A 17,310-nucleotide genomic window follows, 5' to 3' on the forward strand; every position below is an offset into this window, starting at 1 on the left:
TGAGTATATAACCGTCAAACGCCTAATTTTTCCCTGTATTATTCAACCGTTTCTCGATTTCAGCAGCTGGAATCAAACCTGACACGACCGATCCATCCGCAAAAATCAAAGTCGGTGTACCGGTAACCCGATGTTTCTGGCCAGATTGAAGCAACGTATTTAGGGGTGTTTCACAATCCTTACCGGTGGGGGTAATGCCGCGCAGCATAAAATCATCCCACGCTTTGAGCCGATCCGCCGAGCACCAAATCGCCGTAGCTGTCGGCATTGAATTCCTTAGTATAGGATAAAGCAAGGTATAAATGGTAACGTCCGTTACATTGGCAAGTTCTTCTTCTAATTTTTTGCAATAGGGACAATGGGGGTCGGAATAAACGATCAGCATTCGTTTTCCATTTCCTTTAACTGCTTTGATTCCCAGTTCCAGAGGCAAGGTATCGATCGCTATTCGCCTCGCATCTTTGATTTGCTGCATGCGTTCACTCGTCAGACTTACCCGTGTCTGGGTATCAACAACGTGCCCCAGAAAGAAATACTTAGCTTGCTCATCGGTATAGAAGATCTCGCCGCCTACTACCACTTCATAAAGACCTAAATAGGGGGTTTTACGGAGGCTTTCGATCTCGCTTTCAGGAAAATGCACCTGGATCGATTTTTTAAGCTGCGTCTCATCAGCCGAAGCATAGTTGAAAACAAAGCCTAGCAACACAAGCACTAAAATGTGATGTAAACGCATGATTATTCCTACTCCTGTTTAAAAATTAGAATTCAGTATGCCTATTTCAACTCAGTGCATGTTGCATCAACCTATTTTTTAATAGCGGCATGCGATTAGTCATCTCGAAACCTAGATTGCGCAAGCGAATCAAAATCGGGTCTGCGCTACCAAACAATTTTTGCAAACCGTCAGTCACCAATTCCATCGCCAGAATGTCTTCTTTTCGCGCACGCTCATAGCGGCGTAACAATCGATAATCGCCACAATCCGTCTGCAGGCCACGATTTATCAGGATTCCCGCCAGTTCACGCGCATCACGCAAACCGAGATTGACTCCTTGCCCCGCCAAGGGATGAATGCCATGTGCCGCATCACCGATCAGCACTAATCTTGGTTTTACCAGTGTTCTGACATGGACAAAATTCAGTGGAAAACCGATCGGTTGAGTCACTAATTGTAACTTTCCAAGCGTATGGTTAGCAGCCACAGCCACCTCTTGGCATAATGCCTCATCGGATAGCGCACGCAACTTGTTCGCTTGAGATTCGTTCGCAGACCAAACCATAGAAACATGCTCATTGGGTAATGGCAAAAACGCCAGTACGCCATCTCTCCGGAACCACTGATACGCCGTGTTGTAGTGAGGCAATTGTGTGCTGAAATTGGCTACCAGGCCTATTTGATGATAGGCATGCTGCGTCACTTCAATCCCTGCTTGTTTTCTTACCCATGAATTGACACCATCCGCACCGATAACCAATGCGGCTTGCAGTATATTGCCATCCGACAATTGCAAATCAACCCATGATTCCTGCCATGTAAGCGAAACACATTGCGCTGGACAAAAAATCGTCAGATTTTCATCCAATTGGGTAAGCGCATTCCACACCACATTTTGTAATTGCCGGTTCTCGGCGATAAATGCCAGTTCGGGCAAACCACTGTCGTAGGCACTAAAATCAAGTCTTGCAGCACCATCGTCACCAAACACCTTCATTTCATAAATAGGTGTGAGGCGCTCTTTGGCAAGTTGCTGCCATAGACCCAACGATTGCAGAAAAGCAGCGCTTCCCGGGCTAATCGCATAAATCCGGCTATCCCAGCCAGCATCTTCCGGGATTGGCGCAGGTGCACGTGACTCAATGAGCGCCACCTTTAACCCGCTTTCTTTCAGCGCAGCAATCAGGCTCGCACCGACCAGCCCCCCACCGATCACAACAATATCGAATTTCATAATTGGATTATACAGACGCTTTTTATAAGGGAACACTGCAAACACAGAATGGAGACATTATTATAACAATCTTGACAGTTCTCCCACTCCAAAGGCACAATGCACGCTTTCATTTCTATGGCGAATTAGCTCAGTGGTTAGAGCAGCGGAATCATAATCCGTTGGTCCGGGGTTCAAATCCCTGATTCGCCACCACTCCTACCCCGGTTTAAGGCCAAGAAAAAATGTCTGACAATTCTTGATACTTACACTGTTAGCCATGATCGCTCAATCATTAACAAATGCGAAGCAATCCAACCAAACTGATGATTGCCCCTTGGAACTCTGTTAAACAGTTTGCTCAAACGGCTGATCTGATGCCAAATAGCCAACAGGGCGCGAAAACGAGCCGCAGACAGCGTGACCGTACGGTGAATAGCCGACGAAATAGTTAGATAAATTTATAAATGGAGCAAGAAGTACCGGCAAGGGCTTTTGATGAAATGACAAAGACTGGCACACACAGCGATTACCCTTTAGAAAAGCTAACCGGCCTTCATTACACTCGATAAATGAAACGCAAAAAAGTGGGATAGCTAAAAATAACTAACCATTAAATAAATATAGCCGATCACAAAGATAGATGCGATAACAATGACGAGTAATTTCATTTTCTCTATTCCTCCTTGGTTAGTTATTTACAGAATTTTGAGTATTTTAACAATAAAAGCAAAAAGGTCTTTATTTTTTGGTTTCTGACTATTGTTTCATACGCTCAACCATGCCAACCAAATCATCTAGGTGAGCTTTCTATAATGGTTACTGAGTACAGAGCATCTCTAAAAATCCTAATTTCGTCACAATACATCGTTTTCGCGAAAAATGTTTCCTTACCTATCAATCATAGGCAGCGTCAACATTTTTTGCTCTAGCCTCGTCTTGTTCAAGACTCTGAATTTTTAGAGGTACCTTACATTGAATCTACTCAAAGCACTCGCGACTATCAGTAGCATGACACTGGTTTCACGTATTCTTGGATTCTTGCGAGACGCGCTTATCGCCAGAACTTTTGGTGCAGGCATGGCAAGCGATGCTTTCTTTGTCGCATTCCGAATACCTAATCTATTGCGCCGATTATTTGCAGAAGGCGCCTTTTCACAAGCGTTCGTACCCATCCTCGCCGAATATAAAAACCGCCGTTCAGCAGAGGAAACCCGTAATCTTATCGACCATGTTGCCACACTGCTGGGAATAGCACTCAGTATTGTAACGCTAGTGGGAATATTAGCTGCACCCGTGATCATTTACGTTAGCGCCCCAGGGTTTTCTGCCGATCAGGAAAAATTCACACTGACGATCGAACTTCTTCGTATCACCTTTCCTTACATACTGTTTATTTCTTTCGTGGCGCTCGCAGGCGGCATACTTAATACCTATAGTAAATTTTCAATTCCCGCATTCACGCCTGTATTACTGAATCTATCATTTATCGGTTGCGCCTTATGGTTAGCACCTTTACTTGACCCCCCGGTACTCGCCTTGGCATGGGCCGTTTTTATCGGAGGGGTGTTGCAATTTGCGTTTCAAATACCATTTCTGATTCGCATCAAACGGATGCCGCGCCTACGATTCAAATCCAAGGATACGGGCGCATGGCGCGTACTCAAGTTGATGGGGCCAGCAGTTTTTGGCGTATCTATTGGGCAGATCAGTATGCTGATCAACACGATATTCGCTTCCTTGCTTGTCACCGGCAGTGTTTCCTGGCTTTATTATGCCGATCGATTGATGGAGTTTCCGGCAGGATTACTCGGTGTCGCTCTAGGCACGATCTTACTCCCCTCTTTATCTCGCCACTATACCAGTCAGAATAACGACCACTATTCGCGCCTGCTAGATTGGGGGCTGCGGTTAACTGTCATGCTGACACTGCCAGCCGCCATCGCATTGGCTATGCTCGCAACACCGCTTATCACAACACTCTTTTACTATGGCGTATTTACAGAGGAAGATGTTTGGATGACACGCCAAGCGCTTATCGCCTATAGCGTAGGATTGCTGGGATTAATTCTCGTGAAAGTGCTTGCCCCTGGATTTTATGCCCGGCAAAACATAAAAACCCCCGTCAAAATTGCTATCGTCACGCTCATCGCAACTCAACTGATGAATCTTGCCTTTATCTTTCCATTGCAACACGCTGGCCTAGCTTTAGCTATTGGCCTCGGTGCCTGTCTTAACGCCGGATTACTCTACTACAAGCTTCGTCACTATGCTATTTATCAACCGCAACCAGGCTGGACAGTTTTTATGCTGAAAATTTTAGCGGCGTTAACCGTAATGGGAGGCGTGTTATGGTTCGCAGCTGGCAGTGACGTATCATGGCTGCAGTACACCGCGCAGGAGCGAGCTTTACGCCTGACGCAAGTCGTTTTTCTGGGAGCGATCGCCTACTTTGCCACCTTATGGTCTTTAGGATTTCGCTTAAGCGATTTTTCTCGGCATGGTGAAGCGTAAAATCAAAGCGCTGTTTATCTAAGAATGGGGCGCTGCCTTCCGCTTGTCTCGTTCAATCAATGCATATGCAGAATGATTATGAATCGACTCGAAGTTCTCTGATTCGACCACATAGGCATCAATGCGGTCATCTTTGTTCAATACTTCCGCAACATCACGCACGATATCTTCGACAAATTTCGGATTATCATACGCCCTCTCTGTCACAAATTTCTCATCTGGCCGTTTAAGTAAACCATAAAGCTCGCAAGAAGCCTGGTCTTCCGCAATTCTGATAATATCTTCAATCCAAACAAAGCTGTTGGTACGAACGGATACTGTGACATGGGAGCGCTGGTTATGGGCTCCATAATCCGAAATTTTCTTCGAACATGGGCAAAGACTCGTTACGGGCACGACCACTTTCATGGTGAATTCATACTGACTTTTTTTAATTTCACCGGCAAAAGTCACTTCATAATCCAGCAAACTTTGGACACCAGAAATTGGTGCTGACTTATTAACAAAATAAGGAAAAGTCATTTCGATGTGACCCGACTCTGATTCCAGCCTTGTAACCATCGCGCGCAAGATATCCTCAAATGATTCAACAGAAATCTCGCGTTCATGGCTATTCAAGATTTCGACAAATCGCGACATATGCGTTCCCTTAAAGTTATGGGGCAGATTGACGTACATATTGAAAACAGCGACTGTATGTTGTACGCCCCCATCTTTATCCGCCACTCGGACAGGATGACGGATGGCTTTGATACCTACTCTATCAATTGCAATCCGCCGGGTATCCAACGTACTCTGCACATCGGCGATCGGTAAATCGGTTTGTTTGTTCATGGTGATTCCTTCTGGAAAGATGGCGGCTATATGTTTTACTATTACAAGCCCCCAGAGATGATAATTTATCAGATAGGCAGCCTCATCCGCACCTGACTAAATAAACGTTTCTTAATCAGACCTTTGACAATATGGATGGTTCTAGAAGCACAGGACTCAGAGCATGCCTTAATCAAACAAACCCTTTCTGCCGCTTCATGCATTACCCTGATAATTTGTTTTGCACTGATTTGATGATGCCATTTTTGTCTAACCCACAGTCTGCCAACATTTGTGCCGGGTCACCCTGGTCGATAAAATAATCGGGCAAGCCCAACAAAAGCAGCTTAACCAGAATTCCTCTGTTTGCCAATGATTCCATCACGGCGCTCCCAGCTCCACCCATCACCGTATTTTCCTCAACCGTGACCAGCAACTCATGGTTTGACGCAAGTTCTGCCACCAAATCATCATCAAGTGGCTTTACGAACCGCATATTAGCAACGGTTGCACCCAACACTTCCGCCGCTTCCAGGCAAGGCGCCAACATCGTGCCAAAAGCGAGCAAAGCGACCCTATCGCCCGTACGGCGTATCTCACCCCGCCCTAACGGCAGCGTGTGCATTTCCTTTTGGACACTCACGCCCACTCCGGTGCCTCGTGGATATCTCACGGCTGTCGGTGTATTCATTTGATAAGCTGTATAGAGCATTTGGCGACATTCGTTTTCATCGGCAGGCGCCATCACCGTGATATTCGGAATACAGCGCAGATAGGTCAAATCGAAGCTACCCGCATGCGTCGGTCCATCTGCACCCACCAGCCCCGCACGATCAATAGCGAACACGACAGGCAAATTTTGAATAGCAACATCATGTATCAACTGGTCGTAAGCACGCTGTAAGAATGTTGAATAGATGGCCACCACCGGTTTTAATCCATCACATGCCGCTCCGGCAGCGAACGTCACCGCGTGTTGCTCTGCAATTCCAACATCGAAGTAACGATCAGGGTATTCTTGAGAAAATCTGACGAGTCCCGACCCTTCTCGCATTGCAGGTGTAATACCGATCAAGCGAGGATCTTTAGCGGCCATATCACATAACCAATCACCAAATACTTGATTGTATGTCGGTTTACTAGCTGGCTTGGAAATAATACCTTGAGCAGGATCAAATTTTCCGACACCGTGATAAAGAATTGGATCTTCCTCAGCCAACTTATAACCCGCGCCCTTACGTGTAACAACATGTAAGAACTGGGGCCCATCAAGGTGTTTGATATTGTTCAGTGTCGTCAACAATACATCCAAATCATGTCCATCGATTGGCCCGATATAATTGAAGCCAAATTCCTCGAATAGTGTCCCCGGTGTCATCATGCCCTTAACATGTTCCTCTGCGCGGCGCGCCAGTTCCAAAACAGGGGGCACTACACCCAGCATCTTTTCCCCCGCACGGCGGGCCGTAGCATAAAATTTGCCAGACATCAATTTGGCAAGATAGTTATTGAGCGCACCCACGGGAGGGGAAATCGACATATCGTTATCATTCAAGATCACCAACAGATTGCTGTCCATCACCCCCGCGTTGTTCAGCGCCTCAAACGCCATGCCAGCACTCATGGCCCCATCACCGATTACAGCAATGGCTCGCCGTTTTATGCCGCTCAACTGCGCAGCGATCGCCATACCCAAAGCGGCACTGATAGAAGTGCTCGAGTGCGCTGTACCAAATGCATCATATTCACTTTCGTCACGCCGCGGAAATCCGGCAATCCCTCCATGCATGCGCAACTTGATCATCCCCTCGCGCCGCCCTGTCAGTATCTTATGCGCATAAGTCTGATGCCCGACATCCCATACTAATCGGTCATAGGGGGTATTGAAAACATAATGCAAAGCGATGGTCAATTCGACAGTACCGAGATTTGAAGATAAATGTCCACCTGTTTTTGCCACCGATTCAATCAGAAATTGACGTAATTCATCGGCGATTTGTGGAAGCTGCTTGCGTTCGAGTTTTCTTAACTCGGCAGGTGTATTAACGCGTTCAAGTAAGGAGTACATGCAAACTCAGAAAATTTTTAGCTGATAGATAAAAATGAAAAATACTTGGATCAAAACTCACGCTGAACGATGAAATCTGTCACTTGCAGTAAACGAGGGGCAGCCACCCCTAAGTGATCAAGTGCTCGATAAGCATCTTTTTGTAGATCTTCAGCCAACTCTCGAGCCTGCTTCACACCCAAGATGCTGACATAAGTTGGTTTATTCTGTTCGGCATCTTTGCCAGCCGTTTTACCTAATGCTGCAGTAGTCGCTTCAGCATCGAGCACATCGTCAACTACTTGAAATGCAAGGCCAATACATTTAGCAAAATGATCTAAATGACTTAATTGTTCGTCATTTAATCCTTCACCGCAGCGTGCACCTAACATGACTGCAGCACGTATAAGCGCACCAGTCTTGTGAATATGCATGAATTCAAGTTCTGGTAAAGTGAGTAACTTACCCACGCTTGCCAGATCAATCGCCTGTCCACCCGCCATGCCCCGCGAACCAGCCGCTTGAGCTAATTGTTTAATCATTTCCAATTGCTTGTGCGGGTGGTCAGTCAAAGGAAATTCTGCCATCAACTGAAAAGCCAGACTTTGCAGACTATCGCCCACAAGCAGGGCTGTCGCTTCATCGTATTTTACATGACAGGTCGGCTTACCTCTCCGCAGAGTATCGTCGTCCATGCAGGGAAGATCATCATGCACCAACGAATAAGCATGTATGAGCTCCACTGCTGCCGCTGCTACTACGACGCTTTCATCTTCCGCCCCACTTAGTTCACCGGCAGCAAAAGAGAGTAATGGCCGAATTCGTTTTCCACCTCCAAGTACTACATAGCGCATCGCCTCATGCAAACGCTCTGGCGCACAATTATCGGCAGGAAGTCGGTTTTCCAGATACGATTCAATTTGTGATTGGCGGTTTTTTAACCAGCCTTGAAAATCAGCGTTCATCGGCACCCGATGCAGAAAAATCTTTCAACATATCTGCCTCAAGAATGCGTACTTGCTGCTGTGCATTTTGTAAGGTTGTTTGACAATAGTGTAGCAATTCCACTCCACGCTTATAGGCTGAAAGCGATGCTTCCAGCGTCATTTGGCCTGCTTCCATGGTTGTTACGATACGCTCTAGCTCTGCTGTTGCCGCTTCAAAACTTTCCGGTTGAGATGATAGATCGACCGTTAATGAGTCATTGGATTTCTTTTTCATGCTGTATAGTTTTTCTTGGAAGATTCAGGCGAGCAACGGAGAAACAGAATAGATTCAGGCTTATTAATTTTTATTTACTTAAAGCGATCAAAAATATCGCAATCTCTATAAATTGGTCAATCTTATTTTAACCTTTCCTTGATCTCTTAGATACCGAATTAATCAAATAACTAGGTTATACGTTTACTTTTCTTACTTCTTTTCGGATTCTTAACTATTTCGATTACACCACCACATCTACCCGAGATGCCAATCGCTTGCGTTTGCGGGTACCGCTAAGAATCTCTTGTTCGTCACAATACATCGTTGTTCACAAAAAAATGTTTTCTGACCTCTAAATCGTAGGCTGCACCAACATTTTTTGCTCTCACCTCGTCTTGTTTAAATTGCTGAATTTTTTTTAGGCATCCTTGCCTCAGTATGACTTTTTATAAAAATTCATACAAGGCACCCAAGGTATCACCCTTTTATTGATCCACAGCTTAACCTATGGCAATATCAATCATGAGTTTGCATAACAAAATTAATCGCTTAATTTATTTATGATGCTTCTCTTTTAATTTGTTTTACAATTTCAATTTACTTAACCATTACGTGATAAGACGAGGTAATTTTGGAAAATACGGAAAACACTATTAGTTTTTTTGATCAATTGAGCCTGTATTTCACGGAAGTGCCTACATGGCCGTTCGTTTTATTGGGGGTTGTTATCGTATTTGCCCTTGGCGTCGAGTTAATCAACCGCCGTCGGCGAGCGGATGCTGTGGATTATTATGACACGACATTCCGAACTGAACTCGCTGGCTTATACCCTAATCCAACAAACTGGCCAGAAGATCTTGCGCTTCATCTTAAAGCAAGCTTTCCACTCATGCGTGACGCTTTTGAAAACTTGAGAGGGTTCATTCCTCAAAAGCAGTTGTATGATTACAATCTTGCTTGGAGCAATTTCTATGATTTTTGCCGATCGAATGGTGCAATCAGCGAAAATCAAGCGGGAGAAACATCACCAGATAGCACAGAGCCTGACCCCAAGCAAGTATTTCATCAATTAGTCACTGAGCTTCTAGCATTTACTGAGCAGTTCAAGCGCTAGGCATAGACACTCCCCGCTTTGATGCTATTTGTATCGAATAGCAAAACGCCAACTTGAACTTGAAGCGTATTTAGGTAGGTACGCCAAAAAATCGTGCATTGCATGGGTAATGGCTCAACAGTGGCTTTTTTGCCAGCCCATGACAAGATGATCCTCTCGGATGTATCGAATTAAGCCATCTCTTCATCACAACTCATGAATAATTCGTCGCAGATAAGAAAAGTGATTCATATCCATCCCGTCACCTCTTATCGTGACATGAGCACATTCATTGATCTTCCATGGCAAATATACGCTGACGACCCCATGTGGATCCCTCCCTTACGTTTAGAGCGGCGCTTGCATTATTCAAAATTCAATCCCTTTTTCGCACATGCAAAATGGCAGGCGTGGATTGCTTATAAAAATGGCCGAGCAGTTGGTAGAATCAGTGCACAAATCGATGCACTCCACCGGCAACGTTACGGAGCCGATACCGGTCATTTCGGTTCGCTGGAATGTATCCAGGATGTAACGGTCTTTGCCGAGCTTATACAAACTGCGGAGCAATGGCTCACTACACAGGGTACTCATCGAGTAAGTGGACCGTTTAATTTATCGATCAATCAGGAATGCGGGGTATTAGTGGAAGGATTCGATACGCCACCCGTTGTCATGATGCCACACTCTCCTAGATGGTACGATACCTTTCTCCAGCAATGCGGTTACCGGCCTGCCAAAGACCTGCTGGCATATTGGGTGGAAGTAGACTTCACGCCCCCCCGGGTCATGCGTACGATCACACAGAAGCACGCAAATCAAATTAAACTCAGAACGTTGCGACACGATCGCTTCGATGAAGAAATGGAAATTTTACGGGATATCTTCAACGATGCGTGGTCGGACAACTGGGGATTTGTACCCTTCACGCAAGCTGAATTTGCCGAACTCGGTAACAGCTTGCGCTGGCTCGTCCCCATCGAATTTATTCAAATTGCGGAAGTGGGCGGAAAACCGGTCGCATTCATGGCTGCCCTACCCAATCTCAATGAAGTGTTTGCTGAGCTCAATGGTCGTTTGCTCCCATTTGGTTGGTTTCACTTGATTAAACGACTCAAATCCAAAAGTATCCGTACCGCCCGCATACCTCTGATGGGCGTGCGCAAACAATTTCATCATACCTCGCTTGGCATGGCGCTGGCATTCATGGTCATCGATGCACCGCGGCAAGCAGGATTGGCCAGAGGTATCAAAGAAGTCGAAATGTCCTGGATTCTGGAAGATAATCAAGCAATGCGCAGCATCCTCAAAAGTATCGGCAGCAGAGAATACAAGCGATATCGACTTTATGAGAAAACACTTTAACAGACATAGCATCCTTCCCTGCAATACGGTGATCACTGCGCACAAACGGCCTATTCAGCGCTCGAATCGCCTTATTTTCTTCAGGAGTTCCCATGCGCCAGGATGATCGTTATGTTGCCTTGGTGCTTGCCGCGGATCGCACCGCGAATGATCCCGTTGCCAGTAAAACTGGTGTCGCCTGTAAAGCTTTTGCACCGGTGGGCGGCAAACCGATGATCATTCGCGTCCTGGATGCCTTGGCTGCAAGCAGCACAATAAAAACAACCCTATTGTGCGGGCCGCCTAAAGCACTTCTGCCCCAATGCCCCGAACTCATGCAACGTATTGAAAATGGGCAAGTCATCTGGACGGAAAATCAAGATTCACCAAGTCGCAGCGCTGAGCATAGCCTTAAACAAGTGGACGCAACCGCCCGAATACTCTTGACTACCGCTGATCATGCCTTGCTCACATCGAAAATCATTGATCATTTTCTACTCGCTTCTCGTGCTATGGATTGCGATGCCACAGTGGGAATAGTCCGTCATGATATGATGCTAGCTGCATTTCCTAGCAGTCAACGCACGGTTATACGCCTCCGTGATGGTGGATTTTGCGGCTGCAATTTGTTCACTTTCAATCATGGAGGCCGTGAACTTGTTTCATTCTGGCAACGTGCCGAAGCACAACGCAAGCGCCCCTGGCGTCTGATCAGCCTTGCTCTAGGCTGGAAAACCGTAATACGCTACCTAATTGGCTCACTGACATTAACGCAAGCACTAGACGCTATTTCAGCCCAAACGGGCATACGCGTGCGCTCAGTTTTCCTGCCCTTTCCTCATGCGGGAATCGATGTCGACAAAGTAGATGATTTACTGCTGGTAGAATCGCTTCTAGAAAAGTCTGCATTGGACTCGAAAAACGCACAAGCTGATACAGCTAACGAATAAAGCCACAGCGATTAATGAAAACCATCGAAAAATACATCACTCGCGAATTGCTTATCCCATTTTTCGCTGTGACCAGCATACTTGTCGGACTGTTTGTCAGCTTCAGTACAGCACGCATCCTTGCTAGCGCGGTAACCGAAACACTTGGCATGGTCGCCATGCTCCAACTGGTCATGCTAAAAACGATCATCGCACTAGAAGTTCTGGTACCGATCTCGTTCTATGTAGCAATCATTTATGGGCTCAGCAGGCTCAGCAGGGATCAAGAAATGAATATCCTGCGTGCTGTCGGCTTTGGCGATAACCGTATCCTCTACACCGTGCTGTTGATTGTCATTCCTGTCAGCATCGTAAGTGGCACACTCTCACTTTATGCGCGTCCCTGGGCCTATGCAGAAAGCTATATTCTCGACGCACAAGCCCAGGCTGAATTAAATGCCAATCGTTTCCAAGCGGGCCGTTTCTACGGAAGTGAAAAAAGCGGCCGGGTTATCTTCGTGCAAGCAAAGGACGATTCCGGCATGCGCATGAAAGAAATTTTCCACTTTATCAAGAAGGACGGTATCAGCGAAATTGTCGTCGCCAAGGACGCTATTCAGCAACAGCAACTCTCGCTCGATCAGCGACCGCATACCGAATTATTTAATGGTTTCATTTATCGCTTAGCCTATCCAGAAGGGAAAGACAGCGCGATTCGATATGAAAAAATGATCTACTATAATGAGAACGAATTGGTAACGAATTATCGGCGTAAGGCGGCTTCAACGCGTGCATTGTGGGAATCTGACCAACCTCGCGATATCGCTGAGCTGCAGTGGCGGCTCTCCCGGCCGGTTGCAACCATTCTGCTTGCCCTCATAGCCGTCTCTTTCACACGCGTCTCACCCCGTCAGGATAAAAGCGATAAAACTCTGCTACTCGCCGCGGTAATATTCGCTGTCTATTACAATCTCACAGGTCTGGCCCAGACATGGGTGGAACAAGGTGTGATTCCTTCCATGCCCGGCGTCTGGTGGCTTTATCTATTGCTTTTCATTTTCGCCGTCCTATTACTGCCTGGAATGAGGCATCGTTTGTTTAGCAAGACATGAAAACCGCAACTCGTTATATCATCAAGCAGGTTGTGATGGGTATGGTCATCGCAACGGTCGTACTTTTGCCCTTGTTCAGCTTCTTTGACTTATTGGATCAACTTGATGACGTCGGCAAGGGCACTTATCAGACTAGCGATGCTTTCTTATATACTTTCTTGCTGATGCCACGCCGCTTTATACAGTTAGCACCGTTTATCGCGCTCTTAGGAACAGTGGGTGCATTAGGAAAATTAGCGGTCAATTTAGAGTTAGTCGCTTTACGGGTTGCCGGTCTCTCGCCGATTCAAATCAGTATGGCGCCGATCGCAATCGGCATTACGATGCTTATCGGCATTGCGTTGCTGGAACAATTTATTGCCCCGCAGCTTCAGCAACAAGCCATCACCAGCCGTGCAGTCGCACTGGATAAAACGGCGGAACTCGGCAAAGGACTGGGTATCTGGACACGGAATGAGCGTAATATTTTGCGTATTGGAGAAATGCTGCCCCCTAATCGAGCGATCGATATCGAGATCATGCATTTCGATAAACAAGGCTTCTTAGCAATGCACAGTCATGCTGAATATGCTGAAATCGTCGACGAACAATTATGGAAGCTGCATAACGTCACAGTCCGAACTTTCACTGAAAAAAATATTGCGCTGACCAGCGCCAGCAGCGTAGAGTGGCAGTCTTTCCTGAGAGCGGAAGATATCGCCACGTTGACCAAACCGCCCGAAAGCCTCTCGCCGCTCGAATTGGTACGGCATGCTGCGTTTCTGCAAGCGACTGGTCAGAAAGCGGATGCTTACCTGATGGCCATATGGCGTAAAGTAGGTAGTGCACTGATGACCTTAGCGATGATTTTGCTCGCTATTCCCTTTATCTTTGGATTAGCACGCGAGGGACTGGGAAATAAGTTGGTACTGGCCTCTATCGTGGGCGTAAGCGTTTACCTGCTCGACCAGATCATCGCTAATGCCGCTTTATTGTTACACTTGAATCCGGTGTTGATTTCCCTTCTTCCCAGTCTGACGCTCATTACCCTTGCTATTCTTTGGTTACGGCGAATTTTCTAATCTTTCAATCGTTTAAATATATCTCCATTACTCATGTCGACAACCTATATTTTTATCCTTGGCGAGAGCGAAATCAGTCTCTGGGGATTAAGCGGCCGCGAACGGCTACAACGGATAGTTGCTTCACTCAAACAAGTCTGCCTGATCGATAATCCGGCAGCCATCCCAGCGGATGCGCCCGCATTGCTGTTGCGTGCAGATCATCTGTACGATGCCAGGGTCATCACGGCTTTGGTTCAGTTACAGGAAGAAATGTTGCTCATGAGCCAGACTGCTATTCCAGTGGCGTTACGTTCCACCGGCAAAAACTTACCCACCTTGCTTGAATCAATGCGCAACGCGAACATCTCTGCGCTTTCCGGCATACAACAATACACGCTGCAAGATTTACAAGTCGGCATCCAACAAACGCTCAAAAAGAAAGAATCGCCTTTTGTACTACCCATCAACGCCGCCCAGCGCAAAGCGCTGGAATGGGAATTGTTCGCCGGCTCCTACAAAGGGGTGACTGATCTGGTCACCAAGTGGCTATGGCCTGTCCCTGCATTTTGGGTGACACACCTTTGTGTTCGCTGGAAAATCACACCCAATCAGGTAACATTTCTCAGTTTGTTACTGGCTGTTCTCGCTGGGTGGGCTTTTTGGTATGGCCATTATGCAAGCGGCCTGGTCATGGGATGGCTGATGACGTTTCTTGATACCGTCGATGGCAAACTGGCGCGCGTGACGCTTACATCGAGCCGCCTGGGTGACGTAATGGATCATGGCTTGGATATCATTCATCCTCCATTATGGTATTTAGCCTGGGGGGTAGGGCTGGCGACAACCGCATACCCGCTGGCCGATCTGGAATTTTTGGCTTGGCTGATGTTTGTAGGTTATGTCGGGGGGCGTATTTGCGAAGGGCTATTTGAATTTTGGCTTGCTCCCTTCACTTTGTTTATTTGGCAGCGTATTGATTCGTTCAATCGCCTGATTACCGCACGACGCAATCCGAATCTCATTTTAATGACATCGTGCTGGTTAGCCGGTCGACCAGATATCGGCCTTTTGCTCGTGGTAGGTTGGCATGCCGTATCGACACTTTTCCTGGCATGGCGCGTGATCTTGGCCTGGTTAACTCGCCGACGCGAAGGCAGTCTAACTTCCTGGATGGAGGGGATCGACCCGCTTCATGACAGACAACAACTGGCCGTCAGAGTATTTACTCGCGTCCCGCTCGCTGAACAAAATGTGCAAAATGCGCGTACCGACACACATTCATAGTCTGACCACAGGCACAGCGCGCGTTGGTCTGATTCTCAACCCCTTAGGCGGGCAGGCACGCAAACGTCTACATGCCATCAAACAACTATTGTCTGATATGCCGCAAATTCTTCAATGGCAAATCACGTGCGTACAAGACTTTGACTTCGCCGTAACAGCTGCAATCGAATCCCAACTTGACTGGTTGATCATTCTTGGTGGTGACGGGACTGTCCAAGGCATACTCAATCGATTACTTGGCAAACTGTCTTCGGAAAACTGGCCACTTCTGACCGTTATCCCGGGTGGAACCACCAATATGACTGCCCTGGATCTGGGTAGTCGCGACAAACCGGATCAAATGCTAAAACGCTTGAAACACTATTTGCATCAGCCTGCTCCACGCCCCGCCCCTTTACGCGTTGAACGTCCCGTGCTGTGCATCACTCAAACTGGACAAGAAAACATTTACGGGATGTTTCTTGGGTTAGGATTGATTGCACGCGGCGTAAAATTCTCACGCAGCCGTATCAAGCAAATTGGTGTGACGGGTAATTTGTTTACTGCCTTGATCGTATTGCGCTCAATTATCGGTACCTTTATGGGTCGTCCCCATCCTGAATGGGCACCTGTAAACATTGCAACTGTCGATGAAACGGGCGCAACGCACCGGGAAAACTACTTATTCGTTCTTGTCAGCGCTTTAGAGCATCTCCTGATGGGTATCCGTCCATATTGGGGAATAGAACGAGCACCCTTGCATGTAACTTTTGTCAGGCAGCAAAGTAAACGATTTTGGTATGCGATCTGGCCGTTGATAACGGGTCGTGGTCATACGCTCCGAGAAGAGCACGGTTATGTCAGTTACAATACGCCTTTGCTGGAGCTATCGCTGGATGATGACTATATCGTGGATGGGGAATTGTTCCATGCCTCGCTGCAACATGGACCTCTTCGTATATCGGCCAGTGGCCCGCTCACATTTCTGGTACTGTAATGCGTGCCCAACAATGAAAAACAACATCCCTTCGCTAGCTCAAACGGTGCCCAGCACGCTGATAGATACGATCGCTTGGCAAAATACTCAATCGGTCTCATCAGATTTTGCGCCGCTAGTCGAGGCAATCACGCAACACTTTAGTACATCCTTGGATGCGGTCATTCTGTATGGGTCATGCTTGCATACCAGTGACCTGACCGAAGGTATCGCCGATTTTTATGTACTGGTCAACGATTACCGCGCCGCTTACCCCAAACAACGATATCTGGCTTACTTGAATGCTTGGCTGCCACCCAACGTATTTTACCTGGAGGTTGTTCATCGTGAACAAATACTTCGCGCCAAGTATGCTGTCGTTTCCACCGCCGACTTCGAATATGGCAACCAATTCTGGTTTCATCCTTATCTCTGGGCACGTTTCGCCCAGCCCGCGCGGCTACTTTATGCACGTGACGACAACATACGCTTGCGTATCCATGTCGCCATGGCGCAAGCAGTCATTAAATTCTTGAAATCCAGCCTGCTTACGCTTGAATCGCAGACGTTGGATGCCGAAGAGATCTGGACACAGGGATTGATGTTGACCTATGCAGCCGAGCTGCGGGCCGAACGTGAAACACGCGCACGCCACTTGGCCCAGCAAAGCTTGCAAAATTATACCCTTCTGACCACTGCCGCTTTGCCCGCTCTAGATGGGTTATTGACAGCGCAATCGGATGAACAATATCTGTGCCATACCACGCCAACGGATAACCGTCGCGCTCGCTTCCATTGGCGTCTCCGCCGCTGGCAAGGACGGCTCCTCTCGATTCTGCGTCTCTGTAAAGCTACGCTGACCTTTCGCGATTGCCTCGATTACGCTGCTTGGAAAATCGAGCGCCATAGCGGTATTCATGTTGAAATCACTCCGATGCTGCGGCGTCATCCAATTTTGTGGGGTTTTAAGGTCATGTGGCAACTATTGCGGCGAGGAGTATTGCGTTGATAGGATGTATTGATTAATTTCATTTTCAGGAGA

General features: G+C 47.1%; 15 protein-coding genes and 1 tRNA gene. 10 read left to right on the top strand and 6 right to left on the bottom strand.

What is annotated here, in order from left to right:
• Positions 1 to 22 precede the first annotated feature (22 nt).
• Both C8R30_RS05440 and C8R30_RS05445 read right to left on the bottom strand, forming a co-directional pair.
• A complete protein-coding gene (locus C8R30_RS05440; RefSeq protein ID WP_107789719.1) occupies positions 23 to 736 on the bottom strand; it encodes a DsbC family protein in 714 nt (237 codons plus the stop codon).
• 46 nt (positions 737 to 782) lie between these two features.
• Positions 783 to 1,952: a UbiH/UbiF family hydroxylase gene (locus tag C8R30_RS05445; RefSeq protein WP_090667705.1), complete on the bottom strand. Its 1,170-nt coding sequence runs from the start codon at positions 1,950 to 1,952 to the stop codon at positions 783 to 785.
• Positions 1,953 to 2,071: 119 nt separating this feature from the next.
• Between C8R30_RS05445 and C8R30_RS05450 the strand changes: the two genes are divergently transcribed.
• Both C8R30_RS05450 and murJ read left to right on the top strand, forming a co-directional pair.
• Positions 2,072 to 2,147: transfer RNA gene (locus tag C8R30_RS05450), tRNA-Met, on the top strand.
• A gap of 759 nt (positions 2,148 to 2,906) precedes the next feature.
• Positions 2,907 to 4,445: a murein biosynthesis integral membrane protein MurJ gene (gene murJ, locus C8R30_RS05455; protein ID WP_107789720.1), complete on the top strand. Its 1,539-nt coding sequence runs from the start codon at positions 2,907 to 2,909 to the stop codon at positions 4,443 to 4,445.
• Positions 4,446 to 4,463: 18 nt separating this feature from the next.
• On the opposite strand, the gene folE2 is transcribed toward murJ, so the two are convergent.
• The 4 genes from folE2 to C8R30_RS05475 form a co-directional block, all read right to left on the bottom strand.
• A complete protein-coding gene (folE2, locus tag C8R30_RS05460) occupies positions 4,464 to 5,279 on the bottom strand; it encodes a GTP cyclohydrolase FolE2 (RefSeq protein WP_107783834.1) in 816 nt (271 codons plus the stop codon).
• A gap of 202 nt (positions 5,280 to 5,481) precedes the next feature.
• Positions 5,482 to 7,326, bottom strand: a complete 1,845-nt coding sequence (gene dxs, locus C8R30_RS05465) for a 1-deoxy-D-xylulose-5-phosphate synthase (RefSeq protein WP_090667714.1) — start codon at positions 7,324 to 7,326, stop codon at positions 5,482 to 5,484.
• Positions 7,327 to 7,376: 50 nt separating this feature from the next.
• Positions 7,377 to 8,270 (bottom strand): polyprenyl synthetase family protein, encoded by an 894-nt coding sequence (locus tag C8R30_RS05470; protein ID WP_090667716.1) that lies wholly within the window; start codon positions 8,268 to 8,270, stop codon positions 7,377 to 7,379.
• A complete protein-coding gene (locus C8R30_RS05475) occupies positions 8,260 to 8,526 on the bottom strand; it encodes an exodeoxyribonuclease VII small subunit (RefSeq protein WP_107783835.1) in 267 nt (88 codons plus the stop codon). Before C8R30_RS05475 ends, C8R30_RS05470 begins: the two co-directional genes overlap by 11 nt.
• Before the next feature lie 613 nt (positions 8,527 to 9,139).
• On the opposite strand from C8R30_RS05475, the gene C8R30_RS05480 reads away from it, so the two are divergent.
• From C8R30_RS05480 to C8R30_RS05515, 8 genes are all read left to right on the top strand, one after another.
• On the top strand, positions 9,140 to 9,622 hold the full coding sequence (locus C8R30_RS05480; protein ID WP_239654143.1) for a hypothetical protein: 483 nt from the start codon (positions 9,140 to 9,142) through the stop codon (positions 9,620 to 9,622).
• Positions 9,623 to 9,817: 195 nt separating this feature from the next.
• The gene (locus C8R30_RS05485; RefSeq protein WP_107789721.1) at positions 9,818 to 10,966 is read left to right on the top strand and encodes an N-acetyltransferase; all 1,149 of its coding nucleotides are present in this window, start codon (positions 9,818 to 9,820) and stop codon (positions 10,964 to 10,966) included.
• 92 nt (positions 10,967 to 11,058) lie between these two features.
• Positions 11,059 to 11,895, top strand: coding sequence for a nucleotidyltransferase family protein (locus C8R30_RS05490; RefSeq protein WP_090667724.1), 837 nt, complete (start codon positions 11,059 to 11,061; stop codon positions 11,893 to 11,895).
• A gap of 14 nt (positions 11,896 to 11,909) precedes the next feature.
• Complete coding sequence (lptF, locus tag C8R30_RS05495) at positions 11,910 to 12,986, top strand: LPS export ABC transporter permease LptF (protein WP_107789722.1); 1,077 nt, start codon at positions 11,910 to 11,912, stop codon at positions 12,984 to 12,986.
• A complete protein-coding gene (gene lptG / locus C8R30_RS05500) occupies positions 12,983 to 14,047 on the top strand; it encodes an LPS export ABC transporter permease LptG (RefSeq protein WP_107789723.1) in 1,065 nt (354 codons plus the stop codon). The genes lptF and lptG overlap by 4 nt, the downstream gene beginning before the upstream one ends.
• Before the next feature lie 33 nt (positions 14,048 to 14,080).
• The gene (locus C8R30_RS05505) at positions 14,081 to 15,313 is read left to right on the top strand and encodes a CDP-alcohol phosphatidyltransferase family protein (protein ID WP_107789724.1); all 1,233 of its coding nucleotides are present in this window, start codon (positions 14,081 to 14,083) and stop codon (positions 15,311 to 15,313) included.
• Positions 15,279 to 16,289: a diacylglycerol/lipid kinase family protein gene (locus C8R30_RS05510; RefSeq protein WP_258191947.1), complete on the top strand. Its 1,011-nt coding sequence runs from the start codon at positions 15,279 to 15,281 to the stop codon at positions 16,287 to 16,289. The genes C8R30_RS05505 and C8R30_RS05510 overlap by 35 nt, the downstream gene beginning before the upstream one ends.
• A 13-nt stretch (positions 16,290 to 16,302) precedes the next feature.
• Positions 16,303 to 17,277: a hypothetical protein gene (locus C8R30_RS05515; protein ID WP_090667739.1), complete on the top strand. Its 975-nt coding sequence runs from the start codon at positions 16,303 to 16,305 to the stop codon at positions 17,275 to 17,277.
• Positions 17,278 to 17,310: the final 33 nt, after the last annotated feature.

The organism is Nitrosomonas nitrosa (assembly GCF_003051105.1).
Taxonomy (GTDB): Bacteria; Pseudomonadota; Gammaproteobacteria; order Burkholderiales; family Nitrosomonadaceae; genus Nitrosomonas; species Nitrosomonas nitrosa.